Origin of the sequence: Pseudomonas sp. S5F11, assembly GCF_019641515.1 — a bacterium.
GTDB lineage: Bacteria > Pseudomonadota > Gammaproteobacteria > Pseudomonadales > Pseudomonadaceae > Aquipseudomonas > Aquipseudomonas rhodesiae.
In genome coordinates this window covers 3,925,467-3,951,125 of the sequence record NZ_JAIFJZ010000001.1, presented here as the reverse complement: position 1 = coordinate 3,951,125, position 25,659 = coordinate 3,925,467, and the positions used below count along the sequence as shown (strand labels likewise).

19 protein-coding genes are annotated in these 25,659 nt (G+C 55.4%); 6 read left to right on the top strand and 13 right to left on the bottom strand.

Annotation, left to right across the window (positions count from 1 at the left end; translation table 11 throughout):
* Positions 1-175: 175 nt before the first annotated feature.
* From K1567_RS17740 to K1567_RS17715, 6 genes are all read right to left on the bottom strand, one after another.
* Positions 176-514: a copper-binding protein gene (locus tag K1567_RS17740; RefSeq protein ID WP_220698707.1), complete on the bottom strand. Its 339-nt coding sequence runs from the start codon at positions 512-514 to the stop codon at positions 176-178.
* Positions 511-3,669: an efflux RND transporter permease subunit gene (locus K1567_RS17735; protein ID WP_220698706.1), complete on the bottom strand. Its 3,159-nt coding sequence runs from the start codon at positions 3,667-3,669 to the stop codon at positions 511-513. The genes K1567_RS17740 and K1567_RS17735 overlap by 4 nt, the downstream gene beginning before the upstream one ends.
* Positions 3,666-5,144: an efflux RND transporter periplasmic adaptor subunit gene (locus K1567_RS17730; protein WP_220698705.1), complete on the bottom strand. Its 1,479-nt coding sequence runs from the start codon at positions 5,142-5,144 to the stop codon at positions 3,666-3,668. The genes K1567_RS17735 and K1567_RS17730 overlap by 4 nt, the downstream gene beginning before the upstream one ends.
* Positions 5,141-6,397 carry a TolC family protein gene (locus tag K1567_RS17725; protein ID WP_220698704.1) on the bottom strand — a complete coding sequence of 419 codons (1,257 nt, stop codon included), beginning with the start codon at positions 6,395-6,397 and terminating at the stop codon, positions 5,141-5,143. Before K1567_RS17725 ends, K1567_RS17730 begins: the two co-directional genes overlap by 4 nt.
* Before the next feature lie 98 nt (positions 6,398-6,495).
* A complete protein-coding gene (locus tag K1567_RS17720; protein ID WP_220698703.1) occupies positions 6,496-6,837 on the bottom strand; it encodes a hypothetical protein in 342 nt (113 codons plus the stop codon).
* A gap of 143 nt (positions 6,838-6,980) precedes the next feature.
* A complete protein-coding gene (locus tag K1567_RS17715) occupies positions 6,981-8,126 on the bottom strand; it encodes an MFS transporter (RefSeq protein ID WP_405046003.1) in 1,146 nt (381 codons plus the stop codon).
* Positions 8,127-8,310: 184 nt separating this feature from the next.
* On the opposite strand from K1567_RS17715, the gene K1567_RS17710 reads away from it, so the two are divergent.
* Complete coding sequence (locus K1567_RS17710; RefSeq protein ID WP_220698701.1) at positions 8,311-8,808, top strand: MarR family winged helix-turn-helix transcriptional regulator; 498 nt, start codon at positions 8,311-8,313, stop codon at positions 8,806-8,808.
* Between the two features lie 52 nt (positions 8,809-8,860).
* Positions 8,861-9,418 (top strand): arsinothricin resistance N-acetyltransferase ArsN1 family A, encoded by a 558-nt coding sequence (locus tag K1567_RS17705; RefSeq protein ID WP_220698700.1) that lies wholly within the window; start codon positions 8,861-8,863, stop codon positions 9,416-9,418.
* 218 nt (positions 9,419-9,636) lie between these two features.
* On the opposite strand, the gene K1567_RS17700 is transcribed toward K1567_RS17705, so the two are convergent.
* From K1567_RS17700 to K1567_RS17685, 4 genes are all read right to left on the bottom strand, one after another.
* Positions 9,637-11,883: a heavy metal translocating P-type ATPase gene (locus K1567_RS17700; RefSeq protein ID WP_405045981.1), complete on the bottom strand. Its 2,247-nt coding sequence runs from the start codon at positions 11,881-11,883 to the stop codon at positions 9,637-9,639.
* Between the two features lie 543 nt (positions 11,884-12,426).
* A complete protein-coding gene (locus K1567_RS17695) occupies positions 12,427-12,891 on the bottom strand; it encodes a DUF411 domain-containing protein (protein WP_220698699.1) in 465 nt (154 codons plus the stop codon).
* A gap of 155 nt (positions 12,892-13,046) precedes the next feature.
* Complete coding sequence (locus K1567_RS17690) at positions 13,047-14,438, bottom strand: heavy metal sensor histidine kinase (protein ID WP_220698698.1); 1,392 nt, start codon at positions 14,436-14,438, stop codon at positions 13,047-13,049.
* Positions 14,435-15,109, bottom strand: coding sequence for a heavy metal response regulator transcription factor (locus K1567_RS17685; RefSeq protein ID WP_220699044.1), 675 nt, complete (start codon positions 15,107-15,109; stop codon positions 14,435-14,437). Before K1567_RS17685 ends, K1567_RS17690 begins: the two co-directional genes overlap by 4 nt.
* Positions 15,110-15,650: 541 nt before the next feature.
* Here K1567_RS17685 and K1567_RS17680 point away from each other — a divergent pair.
* The 3 genes from K1567_RS17680 (at position 15,651) to K1567_RS17670 (ending at position 21,294) form a co-directional block, all read left to right on the top strand.
* Positions 15,651-16,820: a TolC family protein gene (locus K1567_RS17680; protein ID WP_220699043.1), complete on the top strand. Its 1,170-nt coding sequence runs from the start codon at positions 15,651-15,653 to the stop codon at positions 16,818-16,820.
* A gap of 67 nt (positions 16,821-16,887) precedes the next feature.
* Complete coding sequence (locus K1567_RS17675) at positions 16,888-18,129, top strand: efflux RND transporter periplasmic adaptor subunit (RefSeq protein WP_220698697.1); 1,242 nt, start codon at positions 16,888-16,890, stop codon at positions 18,127-18,129.
* A gap of 24 nt (positions 18,130-18,153) precedes the next feature.
* Positions 18,154-21,294, top strand: a complete 3,141-nt coding sequence (locus tag K1567_RS17670; protein ID WP_220698696.1) for a CusA/CzcA family heavy metal efflux RND transporter — start codon at positions 18,154-18,156, stop codon at positions 21,292-21,294.
* A gap of 46 nt (positions 21,295-21,340) precedes the next feature.
* On the opposite strand, the gene K1567_RS17665 is transcribed toward K1567_RS17670, so the two are convergent.
* Positions 21,341-22,258 (bottom strand): cation diffusion facilitator family transporter, encoded by a 918-nt coding sequence (locus K1567_RS17665; RefSeq protein WP_220698695.1) that lies wholly within the window; start codon positions 22,256-22,258, stop codon positions 21,341-21,343.
* A 184-nt stretch (positions 22,259-22,442) separates the two neighbouring features.
* Positions 22,443-22,658: a hypothetical protein gene (locus K1567_RS17660; protein WP_220698694.1), complete on the bottom strand. Its 216-nt coding sequence runs from the start codon at positions 22,656-22,658 to the stop codon at positions 22,443-22,445.
* A 240-nt stretch (positions 22,659-22,898) separates the two neighbouring features.
* Between K1567_RS17660 and K1567_RS17655 the strand changes: the two genes are divergently transcribed.
* Positions 22,899-23,225 carry a DUF2790 domain-containing protein gene (locus K1567_RS17655; protein ID WP_220698693.1) on the top strand — a complete coding sequence of 109 codons (327 nt, stop codon included), beginning with the start codon at positions 22,899-22,901 and terminating at the stop codon, positions 23,223-23,225.
* 617 nt (positions 23,226-23,842) lie between these two features.
* Here the strand turns inward: K1567_RS17655 and K1567_RS17650 are convergent.
* A complete protein-coding gene (locus tag K1567_RS17650; protein ID WP_220698692.1) occupies positions 23,843-25,414 on the bottom strand; it encodes a bifunctional diguanylate cyclase/phosphodiesterase in 1,572 nt (523 codons plus the stop codon).
* Positions 25,415-25,659: the final 245 nt, after the last annotated feature.

The following is a 25,659-nucleotide window of genomic DNA, read 5'->3' as shown; positions in this document are numbered from 1 at the left end:
GTCACTGAGACGCTTGCTAGGACTATCGATTTTTCTGAAACCCCGCATGGCTAGCCTCCATGCGGCGTGATTCGATTCACCGCCCTAGCGCTTTGCTAGTTCGTGACGTTCATCCCCGAAGGCCTTGGGATTGCTGCCATAAGGTAATTGGCAGCAACCGAACGCAGGGGCTACTTCATTTTTTTATTGAAACGATGGTGGCTTTGCCCCCAGGTTGCGCGAAGGAGAAGGCCACCTTGTCTCCCACTTGAAGCCCCTTCATCTGATCGTCCGAAGCCGAAAATGCCATCGTCATCGGCGGCCACTGCACTTCAGGAACGGCGCCGTGTGCGATGGTCACGGAGTGCTTTTCACGGTCAATGGCCTTAATCGCTCCCTCGGCGTTTGCAACTTGAGCGGAGTTTGCAGGTGAGGCATTCGTTCCGTCCATTTTCATGCCCGCCATATCGTCGGCCCAGACAGAAAGGGATAGCGCGAGCATGGCAGCTGCGAGTGCAGATTGAGATCTTTTCATAGGGTTTCTCCATGTGGGTTTTTGCAGTGGTCAGATGTGTACTTTCGGCGCATCAGGCGATAGGCCGCAGGCAGCACGAACAGCGAGAGCAGTGGCGCGGTGACCATGCCGCCTACCATCGGGGCTGCAATACGGCTCATGACTTCGCCACCGGTGCCACCTCCCATCAGAATCGGGAGCAACCCCGCAAGGATGACTGCGACGGTCATTGCCTTGGGTCGCACGCGCTGGACGGCGCCATGCCGTATCGCTTCCCCCAACCCCATCTCCGAGCAGTCACCCGCATCCTGGCGTTCTGTCCAGGCATTCTTAAGATAGAGCAGCATAATGACGCCGAACTCGGCGGAAACCCCCGCCAGTGCGATGAAACCGACGCCCGTCGCAACCGACAGGTTGAAACCGAGGACGTATAGAAGCCAAGCTCCACCGGTGAGTGCGAACGGGAGTGTGGCCATGATCAGCAACGCCTCATCGACTCGGGAGAAGGTTAGATACAGCAGCACGAAAATGATCAGCAGTGTGGCCGGCACGACTAGTTTCAATCGAGCATTGGCCCGTTCAAGGAATTCAAACTGACCCGAGTAGCTCAGGCTCATACCGGGCTGCAACTTGACCTGCTGGCTTATGGCCTGATGCAGATCGCCCACCACTGAGGCTAGATCTCTGCCGCGCACATCGATGTACACCCACCCTGAGGGTCGTGCGTTTTCGCTTTTGAGCATTGGAGGGCCGTCGGTAATTTTGATCTTCGCCACTGTCCCCAGCGTAATCTGAGTGCCTAGCGGGGTGTAGATCGGTAGTTGTTCCAGGGCGCTGACAGAGTCTCGCCATTCGCGCGGGTAACGTACATTGATCGGGAAGCGTGCCAGCCCTTCAATCGTTTCTCCGATGTTTTCACCGCCTATCGCGCCCGCCACCACGGATTGCACATCGGTGATGTTCAGTCCGTACCGAGCAGCCGCGCTACGATCGATATCAACGTCAATGTAACGCCCGCCAGTCAAGCGTTCTGCAAGGGCGGAGCTGACGCCAGCTACCGTCTTGGCCACCCGTTCTACGGCTTGAGTGGCGGTATCGATCTCGGCCAAGTTGGAACCCGCCACCTTGATTCCAATTGGGCTCTTGATCCCGGTGGCTAGCATATCGATCCGGTTGCGGATGGGCGGTATCCAGATGTTGGTCAGCCCCGGAACTCTCACCACCTGATCCAGTTCTGCCACCAACTTCTCTTGGGTCATGCCCGCACGCCATTGCTCATGCGGCTTGAACTGGATGGTCGTTTCGAACATCTCCAGCGGCGCGGGATCCGTGGCTGTTTCGGCGCGACCGGCTTTGCCAAACACGTGCTCGACTTCGGGGATGGTTTTGATCAGTCGGTCGGTCTGTTGCAGCAGCAGAGCCGCTTTCTGAACAGACAAGCCTGGAAGTGCAGACGGCATGTAGAGCAGGTCGCCTTCGTCCAGCGGTGGCAGAAACTCGCCGCCCAGTCGGGAAAGCGGCCAAAGCGCACTGACAAACAAGAGCGCTGCGATCAGCAATGTCGTTTTGGGCCGACGCAGGACAGCGTCCAACGCAGGCTGATAAACACGGACGAGGAAGCGGTTCAGTGGATTTTGTTGCTCTTCAGGAAGCCCACCGCGAATCCAGTAGCCCATCAATACCGGGACGAGTGTGACTGATAAACCCGCCGCTGCCGCCATGGCATAGGTCTTGGTGAAGGCCAGCGGCCCGAACAGGCGGCCTTCCTGAGCTTCCAGCGTGAACACAGGAATGAACGACAGGGTGATAATCAACAGGCAGAAAAACAGGGCTGGGCCGACTTCCGTTGCTGCGTCGATCATCACCTGCCAGCGGCGCTCTCCTTGCAAAACCTCACCGGGATGGGTGACATGCCACGCTTCAACTTTCTTGTGGGCGTTTTCGATCATGACCACGGCGGCATCGACCATCGCGCCAATGGCGATGGCGATGCCGCCCAACGACATGATGTTGGCGTTGATGCCCTGATGACGCATGACAATAAAAGCGATCAGCACCCCGACAGGCAGCGAAATGATCGCCACCAGCGCCGAGCGCAAGTGCCACAGAAATATTCCGCACACCAGGGCAACGACGATAAATTCCTCGATCAACTTGTGACTGAGGTTATCTACTGCACGATCGATCAGCTTGCTGCGATCATAGGTAGTAACGATTTCTACCCCTACCGGTAAGCTGGGCTTGAGTTCCTCCAGCTTCGCCTTGACCGCTGCGATGGTTTCGCGGGCGTTCTTGCCGCTGCGCAGTACTACAACACCGCCTACGGTCTCACCTTCTCCGTCGAGTTCGGTAATGCCACGGCGCATCTCCGGGCCCAGTTGGATCGTGGCGACGTCACCCAGCGTGATCGGCACACCGCCAGCTCCCAATTTCAAAGGGATTGCGCGGAAGTCATTAAGCGTCTTCAGATAGCCGGAAGCTCTCACCATGAACTCCGTTTCCGCCATTTCCAGCACCGCCCCCCCCGTCTCCTGGTTGGCTTTGCCGATAGCGGCAGTGACCTCTGCTTGAGTGACCCGCAGGTTGACGAGCTTCAGGGGATCCAGCACTACCTGATACTGCTTGACCATGCCGCCAATAGTGGCCACTTCTGCAATATTGGGAATAGTCTTGAGTTCGAACTTGAGAAACCAGTCCTGCAAAGCCCTTAACTGCGCAAGGTCGTGCGCGCCAGTGCGATCCACCAATGCATATTGGTAAATCCAGCCGACCCCTGTCGCATCGGGCCCCAACGCCGGCTTTGCGTTCGCGGGCAAGCGGCTTTGTACCTGACTTAAATATTCCAATACCCGCGACCGAGCCCAGTACTGATCCGTGCCATCCTCGAACAACACATAGACGAAGCTGTCACCGAAAAAAGAGTAACCGCGCACTGTCTTCGCGCCGGGCACGGAAAGCATGGTGGTCGCTAAAGGGTAGGTCACCTGGTTTTCGACTATTTGCGGCGCCTGACCCGCGTAAGGGGTGCGGATGATCACTTGGACATCGGACAGATCGGGCAGCGCGTCGATGGGGGTACCCTGCAATGACCAGATGCCCCACGCGGTGACGAACATCGTCGCCAGAAGCACCAGCAGACGGTTTACAACCGACCACCTGATAAGGGCAGCAATCATGGCTGACTCCCCATCTTGTTCAGTCGCTCGACCACTAACCCATCATCGGTCTGGCTAACGGCTATCCGAACCTTGTCGCCCGCCTTCAGGCCTCTCACCAGAAGTGGGTTGGCGACCGGAAACGTCATCGTCATGCCTGGCATGCCGAGGGTGTTGAAGGGCCCATGAGCGAGCGTGACTGTGGTGTCGTCTATATCGACGATCTGCCCATCTGCCTCATATAAACGAGGCGACGCCCCAAGGGCTGAGTCATCGCGAGCCGATGCGATGATGCCCTTCAGGCTGGCCTCCGAGTCCAGCAGAAACTGGCCCGATGCGACGACCTTCTGTCCTTCTTCCAGACCTTTGACAATTGCTGTTTTGCCATCGGTCTCCTGTCCTAGCTGTACCTCCACCGGACGGTAGTGACCCGAATCCTCGGCACGCATGACTAGCGCTCGCCGTCCGGTTCGAATGACAGCCTCGCTGGGCACCCACAGTACGCTGTGCTCGCCCGTGCTGCGCAGACGTACCTGTGCCGTCAGGCCTGGTCTGAGTTGTCCGTCGGGATTGGGAAGCTCGACCCTCACTTGAATCGTGCGGCTGTCAGGGTTTGTCTCGGGCAGAATCGCGCTGACCTTACCTGCCAAGGTTTTGCCTGGAAAAGCCGGGAACTGAGCCTCGACGATTTGCCCTGTCTGGAGCCATCCGGCTTGAGATTCTGGAACGGCGACGGCCAGCCAGACGCTGCTCAAACCATTGATACGGGCCAGCGTTGCACCGGCAGTTAAGGTCATGCCCGTGCGAAGGTTCAGCTCCTCAAGGGCGCCCCCAATGGGGCTACTGATCGTCACGTAGGGCTGAACCTTATTCCTGCGCTCCACTTGAGCAATCAGGCCCGGTGGCATGCCCGTCAGCCGCAGCCGCTGCCGCGCTGCTGCGAGAAGCGTTGCGTCACCTTGGGCCTTGAGCGCCAGGAACTCTGTTTGAGCAGCTACCCAGTCCGGTACAAGAACTTCGGCCAGTGGCGCGTTGGCTGGAAGGACATCACCCGGCGCGAGCCCATATACGCGCTCGACAAACCCATTGGTACGCGCTTGAACCACCGCGACGTCCCGCTCGTTGAAGTTCACGACGCCCGTGACGACGAGCGTCACGTCCAGCGCACCCCGATTGACGGTGGCAAGTCGAAGACCAAGATTTTGCGTCACGCCAGGATCGATATTGAGGGCCGCTGGATCACCGGCGCCGCTGGCATACTGAGGAACCAGCTGCATATCCATAAAGGGCGACTTCCCCGGCTTGTCGAACTTCTGCTGCGGGTACATGGGATCGTACCAATACAGCGCCTGACGCTCCTGCGAACCACGGCTATCAGGTACAACGGTTGACGGAGAAGCATTGACGTGAGGCCGCTCTGCGAACCAGTATCCGCCCGCCGCACCTAAGCCCATGAAAACCGCCGCAATACAAATCGAACTCCACTGTCGGCTCATGGACGTGCCTCTCCATACGCGAAATACAGACGGGCACTCGTCAGAGCCCGTTGCTCCTCCACGTCCACCTGCTTGAGCCGCGCTTCAATGACTTCACGACGGGCCGTGACGACAGCGCTTAAATCGGTTTTGCCTGCTCGATAACTGGCCAGACTGAGTTCAACTTTCTGCTGGGCTAGGGGCACCAAGCTTTCCCGACCGCGTTGCACGGCGCGATTCAGCCGGGCGTCGTCGGCCAAATCGCGCTCCAGTTGCTCTACGTGCTCTCGGGCCAGGGCGTCGCGTTGTGCCTCAACTTGGCTGAGTTCGGCCTGTCTAGCAGCGATCTTCGGATTCTGCCGGGTGTCGGTGAACAGGGGCAGATCCCATGAAAACTGCACGCTGACCATGTCCCCGAATTCACGATTTCGGTGCTGATAATCCAGCTCCCAGCTCCAGTCTGGGCGTTTTTCCGAGACGGCCTCTCGCACCTTTGCCTGTGCCTCTCGGGTCATTGGAACAAAGGCTGCCAGTTCAGGATGGTGTTGGAGCTTGTGCGAGTAGCCAGACGTGTCGGTGGGCCACTCCGGCAGGCTGCCTACCGGTTCGTCATTACCTGCCGGGCCTATCCACCGTTTGAGGGCCGCCCGCGCCCGAGTCCGCTGAACATCCAGATCATCTTGTCGCTCTGCGAGCAGTGCTGCCTCCTGCATGGGCGAGACTGCTTCGGCGGGTTGTGCTCGACCACCGGCTATCTGCGCCTTAACAGTTTCGGCGAACAGTCCGTTTTCCCGGTAGAACTCCTGAAACAGCGCATTCTTGCGTTCGACCGAATAGCTGCTTATCCAGGCCAGCGCCGTCGACAGGCGAACGTTGAGACGTTCAACCTGGCGCTCGGCTGCGGCGCGCTCGATGGCCGCATCGGCCACCTCAATACGCGCTCGGCGCTTGTCGCTGTTGGGCATCTCCTGTCTGATTCCGACCATCTGCATAGTCATGAAATCATCATTGACGCTCCAGCGATCCGGGCCTCCGATTGGGTAGTTTTGCAGGCCTGCTATCAGTTTCGGATCGGGTAATTCGCCGGCGGGTATGGCTGCGCTGCTGGCGGCCCGGATGTTGGCATCTTGTGCGGCGAGCGAGGGCGCGTGCGTATCTGCCAAGCGTAACGCTTCATCAAGCGTCAGGGTGCCAGCAAAGCCGTGCGCTGCCATTACGCTTGCCATCAAACCGACCACAGCGGGCCAGCCAATGCGATAGCACTTGGCATTCATCAGTTTTATTCCTGTGATCATTCACCGCATGCGAAATATAAACGCGCACGGCCTGTCCATTTCGCGAGGGCAAAATGGGCCTTAATGTCAAAAAGGAATTAAGCGCGTGGCGGTCGCCACACACCGGATGAAGTGCCTACAGGCGCGGAGTCGCTAACAACAAACCCCATAACGGCATTGAGGGGAGACGCAGGCGGCCTGAAGGCCAGCACTTCGACGATGCTGCCATTCTTGCACTCTTGACCTGATTTACAGGGTTTGCTGTGGTCAGCAGAGCTTTTCATGTCGTTACAACAGTCCATCCCCATGTCGCCCATCATCACCGTGCCCGTGGTCTTCATAGGGCAAGGTTCTGTCGGTGCCTGAACACCCGCCATCCCGGTTAAAGGAAGCGTGAGGCTGATCAGAAAAATGAGGCACAACCGCAGATAACGTTTCATACCACTGCACTGTAGGGGATGAGCACCACAAGGACAATAAGGGCAGCCTAGCCAGCCCAGACAGATCGCTTAGATGCAATCACAGCAAGTGTGGATTAAGCCAATGTTACGCCCCAGGAAGCAAGCGTGAGCATGCTTCGCCCTCATGCAGTCGGATGGCTGCCTGCTGGTAGGCGAAAACTGATTACCACGCAAATTATCAGCAAGCAGCAAAGCACACTTAACATTGGTGCTGGGCCTAACGTATCCAGCACCAAGGCGGCCAGGATAGGGCCGCATGCCTGAGCAATCAGAATTGGGCGGGCCAGCAATCCCATTCGTGACCCGTACCCCTGAGCACCAAACAATGCCAGCGGCAGTGTTCCGCGAGCAATTGTGAGAATGCCGTTACCTGCTCCATACAGGGCAATTGCGACGAATGAGAGCCACGTTTTTCCCGCGATCAGCAAGCTAACCCCGAACAGGCAAAGGAGCACGCCCACACGTGCCGACCATGTCGGATGCAGGTGTCTGCCGATTGAAAACTCTGCGACCCGCGCTGCGACTTGGGCGGGGCCGATCACCATGCCAATTGCCAAGGCAACGGCGGTCGCAATCCCTAACTGCTTGAGAGCGTCCAGAAGATGTACTGAGACGCTCGATACGACCAGCGCTAAGACAGTCAGCATCATCCCGATGAGCAGAAACAGTCCGCTAGTCTGCCTTGGGGTACGCGTCGTGTGGTCATTTCCGGTAATCACAGGCCTAACGGGTTGCCTTACGCTACTGGGGATCATCATGGCATGAACAGGTAACCCGACAAGCAAATGGACGGCGGCAATGCAAAGGCAGGTTCCCCGCCAGCCAAGCCACTCCTCCATGGCTGCCATTGCGGGCCAGCCCAGCGTACTGGCGAATCCACCCAGGAGCGTTAAGCCTGTGATCGATGTTCGAGCCCCTTCGCCGAGAAGACGGCCCAGGGTTGAAAAGGCCGCATCGTAAAGCCCTGCCGCCATAGCGATGCCAATCAAACTCCATGCGAAATAATACGTCGGTAGGTTTTCAGCCACCCCCATCGTGGCAAGGCCTATGGCAAGAAGAAATGAGCTGAGCGCCATCGCCACTCGGCCCCCGTGTCGGTCGATGTGCCGCCCTACGGTGGGGGACGTTGCTCCCGCGAGCAACATCCCCCACGACAGACCTCCAACGACACTGGTGATCGACCAGCCCGTCTCCCTCGCAATCGGAGCGGCGAGAACTGCAGGCAGATAGTAGGTAGAGCCCCACGCAAGAATCTGATTGATACCCATTGCCCAAACGAGCTTGGTTCGGTTGACCGCAGGGTGTAACACCTCGGAAAGACTCACTGGCTGAACTCGTTCTGGTTGGCTAGCCGTACTGGCGTGACGGGGCTGGTGTCCGCCAAGATAGCTTCGTTGACGGTTCACCACTCACGCGATTATTGTTGCAGCTAACAACAAATGTGTGACGATTATGCCTAAGCGGAAAAAAGATCAGTTGTCGCAAGATGCCGAGGATCTGTATGAAGCGTTAAACCAGCTTGTCCGCGTTTACCAGTTTCGAGACCGAGACCGAATCTGTTGTTACGACGTCTCGGTCACACAATGTTACGCGGTCGAAACGCTGGTCAAGAAAGGGCCCCTGCGCCTCCACGTCTTGGCTGAAGAGATGTTTTTGGACAAGAGCACGGCGAGCCGGGTAATCGATGCGCTCGAACGCAAAGGGTACGTCTCACGCGTTGAGGATGGTGAAGACCGCCGCGCTGTGAAGCTTCAGGCCACGGGCGCTGGCAGGGAGCTTTACGAGAAAATTAGGAACGGCCTCGTCGCTGAAGAGAAAGCAATGATTGAGAACCTTTCAGCCGAAGCCAGGCAGGGAGCGCTGACCGTGCTCAGACAACTCACCCGAGCTACCGAAAAACGATGTGGCGTCTCAAGTGGGACTTGCTCAGACCCCAAGCAACCGAGTTAGAGCTGGTTTTTTTTGCCTTAAATGTTGTTACTACCAACCAACGGAGATACCTATGCGCATCCGTCCCGCCGAGCCCAGTGACGCACCTACGATAGCTGCCATCTACAACCAAGGGATTGAGGAACGAAGTTCGACGTTCGAGACGACACTTCGAAACCCAAAAGACATGCTTGAACGACTCCAGGCAAGTGATCGCTACCCTGCCCTGGTATTACTTAACGTGGACGACCAGGTTATAGGGTGGGCGAGTCTGAGCGTGTACCGCGCCCGCGCTTGCTACGACGGCATCGCTGACTTTTCAATTTACTTGAGCGGTGAGGTTCGAGGTCAGGGGCTGGGCAAGCATCTGCTTCAAGCACTGCTTAAAGAGGCTCAAGCGCGGGGTTTCTGGAAAGTCCTTTCCCGCGTATTTAGCTTCAACCGTGCCAGCCTTGCATTGTGCAAAGCATGCGGTTTCCGCCAAGTGGGGGTGTATGAGAAACATGCCTGCCTTAAAGGTCAGTGGATCGACTGCGTGATTGTCGAGCGACTTTTTCCTGAGAACCAGGCCAACGGCAATGCCCCTGTCGTTGGATCAAGCACCGAAACAGGTGGGCTAAGCACCTGTTGACCGTTCCTCCATTTCACAACTACAGCCAGACCTCGCTCTTGAACTCAGGGTCAGGTCTGCAAAGAAATGGCCACGTCTCGGCAGCTTCGTATCTCCATCTTGGTCAATTCCCGCACCCTCGACATTCGCCGAGGCTCCTTCAGCGGGTTGCTTGTGCAACGTGGCGAGCGGGCATTTCACAGCACACCGTGCAACAACCTGCGCTGGAGGCCTGTGGATTACTTCTTGAGCAAGCGCAGTCCGTTCAGCACTACTAGAACGCTCACCCCAACGTCGGCGAACACTGCCATCCACATCGTGGCCACCCCTACCAAGGTAAAGACCAAAAACACTGCTTTGATGCCAATCGCGAACACGATGTTCTGCTTAAGAATGCTCGCGGTCTGACGGGAGAGACGAATGAAGGCCGGAATCTTTCTGAGGTCATCATCCATCAGCGCCACGTCGGCGGTTTCGATGGCCGTATCGGTGCCTGCTGCAGCCATTGCAAAACCGATCTGGGACTTGGCTAGGGCAGGTGCGTCATTGATGCCGTCCCCTACCATTCCTACGACATGGCCGTCCGACTGTAGGCTTGCAATGGCCGTGAGCTTGTCAGCTGGCAACAGGCTTCCTTTCGCTTGGTCAATACCCACCGCTTGAGCGATGGCTGCTGCCGTGTGGTTGTTGTCACCCGTGAGCATGACGGTCTTGATACCAAGTTGATGCAGTTCTTCAATCGCTTTCTGGCTCGACTGCTTGACGGTATCAGCAACTGAAAATATGGCCAGCGCGCTAGATGAATCGCTCAGCACGACAACGGTCTTTCCCTGCATTTCCAGAGCAGTCACACGCGATTCCAGCGAGGCGTTGCACAGCCCAAGCTCTTCCAGCAACCGGCGGTTACCCAGGTGGTACTGCTTACCCTCAATGGTTCCCCTGATCCCTCTCCCTGGCAATGCGGAGAAGTCATCGACTTGCTTGGCCTGCGTCGCATCCTGATCGCGCGCAACCGCCAGCGAAACCGGGTGATCAGACCTGCCGCCCAAGCTTGCCGCGATCGTGCGCAATTCAGCTTCAGGTCGGTCGATCAAACTATAAAAGTCAGTCAGCACTGGCTTGCCATGAGTGACGGTGCCGGTCTTGTCCAACGCGACGTAATCCATCTTGGCACCGATTTCAAGATAGATACCGCCCTTGACCAGGATCCCTTTACGCGCCGCAGCAGCCAGTCCGCTGACAATCGACACCGGGGTCGAAATGACCAGGGCGCACGGGCAAGCCACTACCAGCAAGACCAAGGCTCGGTAAACCCAGTCGAACCAGGCCCCGCCCATGAAAATGGGTGGGATAACTGCAACCGCCAACGCGAAGAAGAATACTGACGGGGTGTAGTACTTCGCGAACTGATCGACAAAACGCTGGGTGGGAGCACGCGAGCCCTGTGCTTCTTCTACAGCATGGATGATGCGAGCCAGCGTCGTGTTATTGGCTTTTGCCGTAACACGGTACTCAAACGCCCCAGCTTCATTGATCGAACCCGCATACACCTTATCGCCCTGAATTTTCTCGACGGGCATGCTTTCACCGGTAATGGGGGCCTGGTTCACCGTGGAGTGGCCGCTCTCGATTTCGCCATCTAAGCCAATTCGTTCACCGGGACGCGTGCGAACGAGGTCGCCAATGTCCACGGTTTTCGCATCTACTTCCTCCCATTGCCCCTCGGCTCGCCTTACAGTTACGCGATCCGGCGACAGGCTCATCAAGCCCTGGATCGCATTTCGAGCACGATCCAGTGATTTGGCTTCTATCAGCTCGGCTATAGTGAAGAGGAACATCACCATAGCCGCTTCCGGCCATTGGCCAATGAGCACCGCGCCTGTGACCGCAATGGACATCAGCGCATTGATGTTCAGATTCAAATGCCGGATCGAAATCCAACCTTTTTTATAGGTGGCCGGCCCGCAGATGGCGATGGAAAGTAGGGCAATCATGGCCACCACCCATTCCGGTGCAGCAGATGTCAAATGCAACATCTCGGCACCTAATGCCGCGACACCTGCCAAACCTAGAGGCCACCACCGGGTTTTCGGGGCTGCAGGGGCCGGCTGGCTGCTGTCTTCTTCTGCAACCACAGCCGACATCCCCAGGCTGCGAATAGCGTCAAGCACCCCGTCAAGAGCATCTGGCTGATGTACAAGGCTGACCGTACGTTGAGGGATGTTGAATTCCAACCCCTCAACTCCCGCAAGCGTTTTGAGCTTGGCACGAATAAGACTTTCCTCTGCCGAGCAGTCGAGCTCAGCGACCTGTATTTTCGTAGTCCTAGGCGCGTCCAAACGCTCCGCAGTCATTCCGAGTGTAGAGATTGCCTTGGCAATTACAGTCGTATCCGCAAGGGTATGCCATACGCCGAGCGTTCTTTTCATCATGTTGAATTCGAGTTTCTCGACACCCGCCATCTTGCCTAGCTTGCCTTCGATCATGGCCTGCTCGGTTGGACAGCACATCTGACCGATATGGAAAGTATTGAACGACGCACCTGGGGAGGATCGGCTTTGGGCTGTATCACTCAGGTCGGTTACCTTAGGTGCTGCACAGCATTGTGATTCATTACTTTCAGAGGGCGCGCAGCAGCTTCCAGCGGCGCGGTCGAGGCTGGACGTAGCGCTGTGTGTCTCCTTAGGTGAATTTGCTGGTTCGCTGAGACTGTAAAGCTCGCTCGAATTGGCAGGGGGCGACTGGGTTCGCGAGTCAGAAGAGCAGCACGTCGCTGTCACGGCATCGGACGCCAAGCCACCGCCAGTCCCGCAGCAGGAAGCAACAGAGTCGCCCTGTTCACTGCCACTGGTCTCATGGTCGGGTGTCCAGGACTCGACCGCTCGTTCAGCCGTTTCAGTGACGGCAGGAGAGCCGGTTGATTCGCCACAGCACTTCTTCATCTTGTTACCCTCAGCAAGTCATGCTGTCGAGTAAACACCCTGAAGCGGCTATAGGGTCAAGCGCAAAGTGGCTTTACCTTAAAGGCTTCACTGCCCCGGATAGTCAGCCACGATGAGCTCGTCACCCTGCGTGGTCAAACCAATGACCTGATAGGCGCTTTTGCGATTGCCTGATTCCATACCCGGAGAACCCATGGGCATACCTGGCGCCGCGACGCCCTTGAGATCTGAGCGCTTGGCCAACTCGGCAATCTGCTGCACGGTCACATGACCTTCTACGAATTTGCCGTTCACTACGCCTGTGTGGCATGAGCCCAATTTATCGGGCACGCCGAGCTTGGCCTTGACTGCGCTCATGTTGTCTTCAAGGTGATCGTTCACCGTGAAGCCATTGTCACGCAGGTAGGCTATCCATTTGGAGCAGCACCCGCAGTTCGGGTCTCGGTATACGTCAATGTTCTGGACTGGAGCAGCTTGAACCAGTGACGCAGTACCGACCGCGATGAGCATGGCAATGCGAAGCCCTGCGATTTTCATACTTGGCAATTTCATGTGTGTGCTCACGTTGATATAGAAAATACAGCCTGGGCTCGTCGCACTTGGCTAACTGCAGCCTTATCGAGAAAGCAGTGCTCTACAAGCCGTGAATATGTAACACGTTGTATCCATCAATCCGGTTTGTCGCTCACGGTTTTGAGCGTTTGCGCTTAGGCTTTTCTGGGGAATATCAGCCTGAACGTCGTCGGGCCGTTAAGCTCGCTTTCTGCGGCCACAGAGCCTTCATGCAGGCTCATGATGCTTCGAACGATGGCCAGACCTAGCCCGGTTCCGCCCTGCTGCCTGGAGCGGCTGGGGTGAACACGGTAAAACCTGTCAAAAATCCTGGGCAGGTGCTCAGCGGCGATCCCTTCTCCAGTATTGCGTACTGCCAGCACCGCCTCGGTTCGGCTTTCTAAAAGCTCCAGAGCAACAGTGCTCCCAACAGGGCCATGCCTGATGGCGTTCGAGAGGAGATTGGAGATCGCTCTCTGTATCATCAGCCTCTCACCCTGGGCATGTGCGTACCCTTCAATGACTAAATACATACCCTTGTCTTCAGCAGAGTGGGAGAACAGCTCCATCACTTTCTCCGCTTCACTGCGCAGATCAATCGATTCGGTTGCTAGCGGCACAGATGGTTGACTGACACTCGCCAGGAAAAGCATTTGTGAAACCATGCGCGAGAGTCGTTCCAGCTCTTCAGTGCACGATTCCAATACCTGCTTGTATTCCGAAGGGGGGCGCTCTTTTGAAAGCGTCACCTGAGCCTTGCCCATCAGGTTGTTCATGGGGGAGCGAAGCTCATGGGCAAGGTCGTCAGAGAACTGCGCGAGCTGCTGTACGTCACCATCGAGCCGATGGAGCATGAAATTGATAGCGTGCGCCAGATCCCGAAGCTCATCAGGAAGGCCATCCACTTTCATCCGATGAGAGAGATCGCGTGCAGAGACCATCGCAGCCACTTTTCGAAACGCACGCAGAGGTCTTAGCTCTCGATGAACAAACCACCAGGCGCCGCCGCCCACCAAAAGGAGGATCAGAGGAACTGCAAACAATGACGATTTCACATAAGCCGTCAGGAGCGTGATATCGCTTTGCCTATCCAGAGAAAGAAGCACAAGCACGTGCTGCCCATTGAGCAGTCGTATCACTCTGTAGGCCATCAAGATCTCATGGCCTTCGGGGGTGGTCAGGTGAAGAAAGTCCTTAGTCCGACCATCTGTTTCAGGAACGGGCAGATCGGTTCCTTCATCGCCACCCAAGCTCAACAGCCGTTTTCTTGGCGAACTGGAATCCAGGATTGTCAGCGTGTAGTCATCATGGCCAATGATCTGATCACGAAGGTTATGCGGGTGCAGAACAACTTCGGCCACCGAGCTTGAGCCCTCTGCCAGGCTATGCTCGATTTGACTGAGCTTTTCATTGAGAGCATCCACAGCCCGCGCATCAAGCTGGCGTGAAAGGGCCGCGTATGCCAACGTGGCCATGATGAGCACCAGGAGCGCGCAGAAGGCACTCACCGTCAGCCCTAAGCGCATCGACAGTCTGGTAGGCCTCACTCCCGAGCTTCCAGTACATACCCAACACCGCGCAAAGTGTGAATCAGCTTGCGGTCGAACGGGTCATCTATCTTCGCCCGGAGTCGACGTATCGAAACCTCTACAACATTGGTGTCGCAGTCGAAATTCATGTCCCATACCAGGGAAATGATCTGTGTCCGGGACATGACTTCACCGCTATGGCGCATCAGCAGATGAAGAAGTGCAAATTCTTTGGTGGTCAGGTCGATGCGCTGCGTGCCGCGAAAGGCTCGATGCCTACCTTGGTCAAGCTCAAGATCCGCAACGCGGAGCACCTCGGGTAGACCGGACTGCTCGCTTCGACGCATCAGTGTCCGAATCCTGGCTAATAGCTCGGGAAACTCAAAGGGTTTGACGAGATAGTCGTCGGCACCCATTTCCAGACCTTTTACCTTTTCTTCCAGACGTCCACGTGCTGTCACCATAATGACTCGGGTATTACAGGTTTTTCTAAGCTCTCTCAAAACCTCCCAGCCTTCCATTACCGGCAAGTTAACGTCCAGAATTACAATATCGTAAACTTGGCTTTGGGCGAGGTGTAGTCCATCAACGCCTGTTTTGGCTAAATCAACGACATAGCCACTTTCAGATAAACCTTGATGCATATACTCGGCAGTTTTTAACTCATCCTCTACCACAAGGATTCGCATATCATTGATTCCCGCTTTCATGTTGATTACTTAGATGCGCCGTTTGTTTTGGGTATTGATACGCTGTCTAAACGAAACATTCACAACCCACCCTGCCAGACATATTTTCAACGCTGAAGTGGCTACAGGGTCAAGCCTTTATTCGTGAAAACAGCTCAGTAGCCCATGTAGCGACGTTATGTCGCAGCTGAATTCGTGTTTGGCGCCCCGACAAAAAAAAGCAACTATTAAGTTATTGCATTTCATGTCGGGCCAGTTTCGCGCAGCTAGAGATCGCAGTGTAAGACAAAATATTATTCGATGCCCCGGATAACGGAATTGTAATTTTCCAGTCATCCCTCTGATAACTCGGCTTGCATAAAGTCTTGTTATCTAATTCCGGCTATATGGCTGGAGTTGTGTATGTTCATAACATTTTGGTGACTTATGCGACTGGAGATGTGCAATCGTGCTCGCATCTAAAATCTTTTCCATTGTGCCATCTACAAGAATTGGGGCGCTGGTAGTCCTCCTGCTGCCACTTGCCATTCCTTCGATTGCGATGGCCCAGAGTTTAAGCTTGCCTCAGGCAATCGAAGCTGCGTTTGCCGAGAATCCTGATCTGGCCTCAGCTCGATGGGAAATTGGCGTTGCCGAGGGCGCCAGGCAGCAGGCCGGTCTCATACCCAATCCAGTGTTGTCTTGGGAGGCGGAAGATACGCGCCGCAGCACCAGTACTACGACCGTCATGCTGAGTCAGGCGCTGGAGCTAGGCGGGAAGCGAGGCGCCCGCATTGATGTCGCTCGTCGAGGCCAGGATGCTGCTCAAATTGAGCTTGAACGTCGTGGTAATGAATTGCGCGCCGAAGTTATTCAAGCCTTCTTTGCAGCAGTGCGCGCGCAAACCGCACTGGATCTTGCACGGCAATCTCAAGCCTTGGCCGAGCGCGGACTCCAGGTAGCGAATGGTCGTATCGAGGCTGGCAAGTCATCTCCAGTTGAGGCCACTCGTGCCCAGGTACAACTAGCAGAAACAAATCTGCAGGTGCGCCGAGCAGAGACCCTGAAGTCCAACAGTTACCGCGAGTTGGCTCGGGCAACCGGATCTTCGATTACCCAGTTTGATCGCCTTGAGTACACCGATCTCTCGCCTGGGAAATCACCCTCATCAACCAAAATGCTGGACGCCATAAATCAGTCAGCAGAGTTGCGTTTGGCACAGGCGCAGATTGAGGAACGTGATGCCCTATTGGGATCGGAAAGGGCGCAGCGCATTCCTGATCTGACCGTCAGCATCGGCAGTCAGTACAGCCGGGAAGACCGTGAGCGCGTCAACGTTGTTGGCCTGTCGATGCCTCTGCCGTTGTTTAACCGCAATCAAGGCAACGTGCTTTCCGCCTCGCGCCGCGCAGATCAAGCCCGTGATCTGCGTAACGCCGTGGAACTTCGATTGCGTACTCAAACCCAGACAGCCCTCGATCAGTGGGCCACTGCTTCGCGAGACGTCGAGTCATTCAATACGGTGATTTTGCCTTCGGCCCAAAAAGCGGTTGATACCGCCACACGTGGGTTCGAGATGGGCAAGTTCGGCTTTCTTGAAGTGCTGGATGCACAGCGCACCTTGATTGCAGCCCGTGGCCAATACCTCGAATCGCTGGCAACCGCCACTGACGCAAGGGTAGCCATCGAGCGCATCTACGGTGATCTGAACCAGTTCAGCACCAATCCATAAAAATCGTTTTCCCACGCTTATTGGCGTATCGCGATGTGCAGCAAGCACATGATCGACTGGAGTTTCCATGACTAACAAACGGAGCGTCGCCATTACCCTGGCGTTGGCAGCCTTGATCGGCCTGGGCGGCTTGGCCGTAGGTAATCAAAGCGTGTCCACTGCTGCCGAGGCTGACCCCTCTGAAGCTGATCACGGAAAAGAATCAGAGCATGACCATGCCAAGGAAGGCGCAGGTAAGGAAGAAGCGCATGCCGAGGGGGAGCAATCCCATGTGGAGGAAGAGGGGCAACTGGAGCTTACCGCTGAACAGATCAAAGCAGCGGGCATTGAGCTGGTGGCCTCAGCCCCGCGTCAGATGAGCACCTCCGTAACGTTCCCAGGAGAAATCAAGTTTGACGAAGACCGCACCACGCACGTCGTACCTCGGGTAAGCGGGATTGTGGATGAGGTCAAAGTTGAATTAGGCCAGGCGGTTAAAAAGGGTCAGGTACTGGCGGTGATCGCAAGCCAGCAAATTTCTGATCAACGCGCAGAGTTGAACTCAGCTCAGAGACGCCTGGAGCTCGCACGCCTGACATTGCAGCGCGAAAAAAAGTTGTGGGAGGACAAGATCTCCGCCGAGCAGGATTATCTGCTGGCACGCCAAGCCTTCCAGGAAGCTGACATCAGCTTGGGTAACACTCGCCAGAAGCTGAGTGCTATCGGCGCAAGCCTTGCCCCGTCTGCTGGCAACCGTTATGAGCTTATGGCGCCATTCGACTCGATCATTGTCGAGAAGCATCTGGGCATCGGTGAGGTTGTCACAGAGGCGAGCTCTGCTTTCACTCTTTCGGACTTGTCTCGGGTCTGGGCCACCTTTGGCGTCACTCCAAAAGACTTGAACAAGGTTGTAGTAGGTCGCCCAGTGACCATCAGCGCACCTGATATGAATGCTCAAGTCGAAGGACGTGTTGGCTATGTTGGTAGCCTTCTCGGCGAGCAAACCAGGGCTGCGATCGCCCGCGTCACCCTGGCCAACCCGGAAGGCTCCTGGCGTCCTGGGCTGTTTGTTTCCATAGAGGTTAAGGCTGATAAAGCCAATGCCGCCGTTAGCGTTCCCGAAGCCTCCATCCAGTCTGTTGAAGACAAGCCCTCGGTTTTTGTTCGCAACGAAGAAGGTTTCAAGTTGCAGCCAGTGAAAGTGGGTCGCCGCGACGGTGGCTTTGTAGAGATTACCGAAGGCTTGGCTGCCGGCACGCAAGTGGCTGCTGCTGGCAGCTTCATTCTCAAGTCGGAGCTGGGTAAAGGCTCTGCTGAGCATGCCCATTGACCTGCGTCGTACGAGTAAACCTCTATGTTTGAACGGTTGATTAAATTTGCGATAGAACAGCGCATCGTTGTGATGCTTGCTGTTCTACTCATGGCTGGGCTTGGCATTGCCAGCTACCAGAAACTCCCTATTGATGCTGTGCCTGACATCACCAACGTCCAGGTGCAAATCAACACCTCGGCTCCGGGCTTCTCGCCGCTGGAGACAGAGCAACGCATCACTTTCTCGATTGAAACAAGCATGGCGGGCCTTCCAGGGCTTCAGCAGACGCGCTCGCTCTCACGCTCTGGACTGTCTCAGGTGACGGTCATCTTTGAAGATGGCACCGACCTATTTTTCGCCCGTCAGTTGGTAAGTGAGCGCCTGCAAATTGCTAAGGATCAACTGCCAGAAGGCGTAGATGCGGTTATGGGGCCCATCTCCACCGGGCTCGGCGAGATCTTTCTGTGGACGGTTGAGGCCAAGGAAGGGGCGCTGAAGGACGACGGAACACCCTATACGCCAACCGACCTTCGGGTGATCCAGGACTGGATCATAAAACCCCAGCTGCGTAACGTAAAAGGCGTTGCCGAGATCAACACCATTGGCGGGTTTGCCAAGCAGTATCAAATCGCGCCAGATCCTAAAAAGCTGGCGGCGTACAAGCTGACCCTGAATGACCTGATTGCTGCACTGGAGCGAAATAATGCGAACGTCGGCGCCGGTTACATAGAGCGCGGTGGCGAGCAACTCTTGATCCGCGCACCGGGCCAGCTGGGAACGGTGCAGGACATTGCCAACATCGTTATTGCCAATGTGCAGGGCACGCCCATCAGAGTCAGCAGCGTCGCGGACGTCGGCATCGGCAAAGAGCTTCGTTCGGGAGCAGCAACTGAAAATGGGCGTGAGGTGGTGCTGGGCACTGTCTTTATGCTGATTGGTGAAAACAGTCGCACGGTCTCTCAGGCTGTCGCTGCAAAGCTCGCTGACATCAATCGCTCGCTACCACAAGGCGTCAAGGCGGTCACGGTTTACGACCGTACCAACTTGGTTGAAAAAGCGATTGCGACGGTGAAGAAGAACCTGGTTGAGGGGGCGATTCTGGTTATCGCTATCCTCTTCCTGTTCCTGGGTAACATTCGGGCCGCGCTGATCACCGCCATGGTGATTCCTTTGGCCATGCTGTTTACCTTTACCGGTATGTTCACCAACAAGGTCAGTGCCAACCTGATGAGCCTGGGGGCATTGGACTTCGGCATCATCGTTGACGGCGCAGTCGTTATCGTTGAGAACGCGATTCGTCGACTGGCCCACGCCCAGCAGAAGCATGGCCGAATGTTGACACGCTCTGAACGCTTTCACGAAGTGTTTGCTGCTGCGAAAGAGGCCCGTCGGCCTCTCATCTTTGGCCAGTTAATCATCATGGTCGTGTACCTGCCAATCTTCGCCCTGACCGGTGTCGAAGGCAAAATGTTCCATCCCATGGCGTTTACAGTGGTCATCGCGCTTCTTGGTGCCATGATCCTTTCCGTGACCTTTGTGCCTGCCGCCATCGCCATGTTTGTGACGGGCAAGGTCAAGGAAGAGGAAGGCTTCGTGATGCGCACGGCTCGCCTGCGCTATGCACCGGTCTTGAAATGGGTATTGGGTCATAGGGCAATTGCGTTCGCGCTAGCATTTGCGCTGATCGTCTTGTCTGGATTCACTGCAAGTCGCATGGGCAGTGAATTTGTCCCAAGCTTGAGTGAGGGGGACTTTGCTCTGCAGGCCCTTCGAGTCCCAGGCACCAGCCTGACTCAGTCGGTGGAGATGCAGCAGCACCTTGAGAAGGCGATCATCGAAAAAGTGCCTGAAGTTGAACGTATGTTTGCCAGGACTGGGACGGCGGAAATTGCGGCTGACCCTATGCCGCCAAACATATCCGACAGCTACGTGATGCTCAAACCCCAAAGCCAGTGGCCCGATCCGGGTAAGTCTCGTGAGGCGCTTATCGCCGAATTGCAGCAGGCCGCTGCGAGCGTGCCGGGCAGTAACTACGAGCTGTCTCAACCAATCCAACTGCGCTTCAACGAGCTGGTGTCAGGAGTTCGCAGCGACGTCGCGGTAAAGGTCTTTGGCGATGACATGGACGTGCTCAATCAGACTGCCGCCAAAATTGCTGCCACCTTGCAGAAGGTGCCGGGATCCTCTGAGGTCAAAGTCGAGCAAACCACGGGTTTGCCTGTTTTGACGATCAACATTGATCGTGACAAAGCTGCGCGTTACGGCCTTAACGTGGGAGACGTTCAGGACGCACTTGCCACGGCAGTAGGCGGTCGGCAGGCCGGTACTCTCTACGAGGGTGATCGTCGCTTCGACATGGTGGTGCGTTTGTCAGACAAGCTACGCACAGACGTTGCAGGACTTTCCAACCTGCTCATTCCGATACCGGCAACAGCCGGTAGCAGTAACCAGCAAATAGGCTTTATTGCGCTGTCCCAGGTTGCAACGCTGGATCTGGTGCTCGGGCCAAACCAGATCAGTCGTGAAAACGGCAAGCGGCTGGTGATCGTCAGCGCCAACGTACGGGGGCGTGATCTGGGTTCGTTCGTACAAGAAGCCGGTGAGAGCATCGCCAGCGGTGTAGAGATTCCTGTGGGTTACTGGACAAGTTGGGGCGGTCAGTTTGAGCAGCTGCAGTCTGCTGCCAAGCGATTGCAAATTGTGGTGCCAGTAGCGTTGCTGATGGTGCTCGCCTTATTGTTCATGATGTTCAACAATCTGAAGGACGGCCTGCTGGTATTCACGGGCATACCGTTCGCCCTGACCGGTGGCGTCATGGCGCTCTGGTTGAGAGATATCCCATTATCCATCTCTGCAGGCGTCGGGTTTATCGCATTGTCGGGAGTGGCCGTACTGAATGGTCTGGTGATGATTGCCTTCATCCGAAACCTGCGCGAGGAAGGCCGCTCACTCGGCGATGCAATCAACGAGGGTGCCCTGACACGTCTGCGTCCTGTTTTGATGACGGCGTTAGTAGCTTCTCTGGGGTTCATCCCGATGGCGCTGGCGACAGGCACTGGCGCAGAGGTGCAGCGCCCGTTGGCTACGGTTGTCATCGGCGGAATACTGTCCTCTACCGCACTGACGCTGCTTGTTCTACCGGCTTTGTATCAATGGGCCCATCGCCGGGACGAAGAGGACTAAGTCCCTGATGGGAAAAGCTCGCGGCAGCCACCTGCCGCGAGCTTATTTATGCGTGATGTTCGTGACCTTCTTGCGCATGCTCACCATCGTGGAAGCCGTCATGCTCAAGTTGAATGGTAGAGTGGCCAATCTCATGATTTTGACTGACTGAGTTTGTCACCCGACTCAAAATATCCTGTCCATTGAGCGCTGACTGAGCGATCACCACATGAACACTCATGACGTTCTTACCGCTGGTGACCGACCAGACATGCAGGTCATGGATGGCAATGACGCCATCGACTTTCAAAATCGTTTGCTCCACTTTTTCCAGGTCTACGTTGTTAGGGACTCCTTCCAAAAGCACGTTCATGCTTTCACGCAACAGAGTCCAGGTTCTTGGAAGTACCCATAACCCTATGCCGGCAGCAACGAGAGAATCTACCCATGCCCAACCGGTGAAGCGGATGACCAATGCGGCAATGATCACGCCGAGCGAGCCAAGCATATCGCTCCAAACCTCAAGATATGCACCTTTGACATTCAGGCTCTCGCCACTTGCAGATCCTAAAAGGCGCATGGAGAGAAGGTTGACCACAAGCCCCAGGACAGCGATCACCAGCATCCCGGTAGACTGAATGGGAGCTGGGGTCATCAACCTTTGATAGGCTTCATAAAGGATGTACATGGCCACCAGAAACAGCAGAATGGCGTTGAAGGTTGATGCCAGAATCTCAAATCTGGCATAGCCGAAGGTGCGGTTGCGGTCTGCAGGACGCTTGGCGATCTGGAAGGCTAGAAGCGAAATGGCCAAAGCCGCCGAATCGGTAAACATGTGTGCCGCATCGGACAGTAGAGCCAAGCTGCCAGTGATCCAGGCACCGATTACTTCAGCGATCATGAACGCGGTGGTGAGCCCCAGGGCGAGCAAAAGCTTTTTCTCATGTCCGGCGCGTACTTCGCCGTGGCTGTGGCCTGAGCTCATAATGAAATCCTTGAATGAGAGGGTGCAATGGGAGTCTGCGTTTGTGACCTAAGAAACGGAGTGTGCGTTCAGGTCATCCAAAAAAAACGCAAAAAAAAAAGCGCCCAGTGGGCGCTCAAAGTATTCACCTTAACCAAAGGAGCTGTTGAGCTACCAAAAGGCGAATTATGTTGAAGGCAATGTTTTAGCCCTCGGATTTCTTCAGCTGTTCAGTGCGAGATTTCTCATCAGCGTTAACGTACCGTGAGGTATCGGTGCCGTTTTGACTGTCGAATCGCGCTTCTTGAGCGATACGCATTTTTTGAGCAGCTTGATTTGCTCTTTCACTACCGTCCTCTGCGAATGCTGCAGAGCAAGACAGGGCAACAGCTGCAAAAGCCATCGATTTGATTAGATTCATAATGATAACCGTGTAGGAGAATGGCAGTACCTGCGGGGCGTTCATTCGTCCCTTAGGAATTAAGGTTGATAATACATTTTGCTAGCTAACAAGAAGGTGAGCAAATGATTACAATACTGTTATCAAGCTGCAGGAGAAATTCTCCGACCGGGCAGTACATTTCTAAAACGTAATTTTGACGCAACCTTCCAGTTAGTGAGGGCCTGTTAACTTGAGGCATCACTCGATTGGAGACATCTTATGCGTATCGCCAAATCATTGGTCTTTGCTCTTGCTATTCTTTCGCCCATTGCATCGTTTGCATTTGCTGAAGATGCATCAGTCACAGAAATATTGAAGGAGCATCAGGTCATTGTCGAAAAGTATGCTGATAAATCAAAAAAAGTCGTCCCACATGTCGTAGATTACAAATATGGCATGAAGCTCGACATCGCCAAAGTCATTCGCACGTCCCCTGATACTCGGGCCTGCAAAGTAATTCCGCAACTCATGACCTATGAAGACTCCAGCGGAAACCTCAATACCGTCAAGTATCAGATCATGAGCACCTGCAGAGGTAAAAATTGAAACTGACATCTGTGGATATGATACCTCCACACTCTCCCAATGAAAAAGCGGCCTCTAGGGCCGCTTTTTTATGGGGAAAGAGTCGACCCTCGGTGCCTGCCGAAATGGTGAGGATGGAGTTATTTGTGTAATGCGTTGTGGGCCCAGCCACTAGCGTCCGCACCTGGCTCAATACTCCCTGCAGAATAATTTGCAGATGAGCGTAGATGCCACATCTTTATAGGAGAAGATGGCCACGATGCCTGATGGCGAGCTCAATCAGCACAATGCGCTGACTCAACTGCTGCGTGGATCCGTTCTAGATTGATCGATCCGCCTGAACGCACCGTAGCGTTCTCTCAGCGCACACTCGACGAGCTCTGGAGGATTCGTCATCTGTTGCTGCGTAAGGTCAGCGACGTGGCGACTGGGCACTCCCAGCCTCCCCCTTGGCCCGGACAGCTTCTGAAGACAGCTCACGAGTGAGTAATTGCATGGACTTGACCATCCATTTGCATTCGACTTGACCAGTCTGCTGGACGACCCTGACCGTCGGAACTCGGCCAATAGCGACATTCCTATAACGACGGCAACCGGCCTCAAACAGCGAGGCTTCCTTGAAAAAAAGGGGGATTCGGTTATGCCGCTTCATCACCTGATTTTGATAACGATCCCAGCAATTCCCTTAGGCGTGTTTCCGAAAGAGGCTCACTGAACAGAAACCCTTGCGCCATGTCACAGCCTGCTTCACTCAGCCACTGCGCTTGAGCACGCGTCTCAACACCCTCCGCGAGCGCTGTCAGGCTAAGTCCTTTGCTTAGGGAAAGGACTGCCTGAACAATGCGGGCATTCTTGTCGTTTTGTAGAACCGTGCTGATGAAAGTGCGGTCAATTTTGAGCTTGTCAAAATTGAACTGAGCGAGTTGAGCCAAGCTGGAGTAGCCTGTTCCGAAGTCGTCCATTGCGATACGGATGCCCATGTCATGCAGCGCTTCTATGTGCTTGCTTGCCATTACAAAATCGCTCACTACAGCTGTTTCGGTCACTTCCAATTCAAGCCTATTCGGCGGGAGACCACTTCGCTGTAATACGCTTCGCACCCGGTTGACGAGACACTCATCACGAAGATCTAAAGCGCTCAGGTTAAATGCCAGCAACAGGTGCTCGGGCCAAACTGTTGCCTCCCGGCAGGCTCGTTCCAACAACAATGTGGTGAGCTCGCGCATTAGACCGGATCGCTCCGCAGCAGGGATGAAATGCAAGGGCGAAATGGAACCATGCACGGGATGATTCAGTCGGGCCAAGGCCTCGAACCCAACAATGCGCTCATCCTCCAGAGCAACAATTGGCTGATATGCCAAGCTCAGATACCCATTATCCAGAGCTTCGCGCAGCAACTGCACTACTTGGGATTGCTCTTCCAACTGCACATCCCGACTCGGATCAAAAAACCGAACAGTATTCTTGCCGTCATGCTTACCCTGGTACAGCGCAAGATCAGCCCGTCGGAGCAAGCTACTAAGGTCTATCCCGTCTTTTGGAAACTGCGCAACACCATAGGTGCCCGCTGTGCAGAGACGTACGGAGTCAAACACCATCGGGCTTGAAATCAAAGAGGCGAGCTGATCCAGGAAAAGACATGCGGATTCAGCTGTTTTTGTAGACCGAAGGATGAGTGCAAACTCATCCCCACCCAAGCGGCAGGCGAAATCACCGTCTGGCAAGCTCGTACTGATACGGTTTGCCAATTCCCGCAACAGCCGATCGCCATAGCTATGGCCATAGACATCGTTTACGGATTTAAAGCCATCTAGGTCAAACAGCACGAGAAAGAAAGGATCATTAGGACAGAGTCGGCGTGAATGGAACTCCAATTCCAGCCCTCTGCGGTTGGGCAACCTCGTCAAGGTGTCATGGATGGCCATATCGACGGCAGCTTTTTCAGCAAGACGTCGATTGAGAATCTCCTTGCGAAGCTCGTAGACCCTCCGGATACCAAAGGCAAAGCCACACCAGCCCATGACGACGAGGCCTAAAAAGAACTCGTCTGCCTGCCAGCTCTCGTGCTGGATATTGAAGCGGGCAAGTTTTTCATATAGGTCGAGGTGTATTCCAGCCCAGAGCACACAAACACCCAAACAGGCGACGGCGAGGAAGTCTAACCACGCTTGGTGTAGGCTCAAGAAGCGACGTAGTACGCGGTCGGCCATAGGAATGCCATCATTGGAGGGTTTGGATCCTTAGCTATCGACGCATTCACCATTTCCTTGAGTCCATCGATGACTCAGGCCGGATTCCCTCTAGTCAATGCTAATCATGCTCCCCCTTGGCCAAGTACTGTCATGGGCAATGGCCGCTTGGGGTCGACTCCAGCCGGTCGAGGGCATGCAATGCGCCGGTTAAGTCTCGTGCAAAGGCCTAGTCACATCGAATGCAAATGATTGGTCAGTTGCAA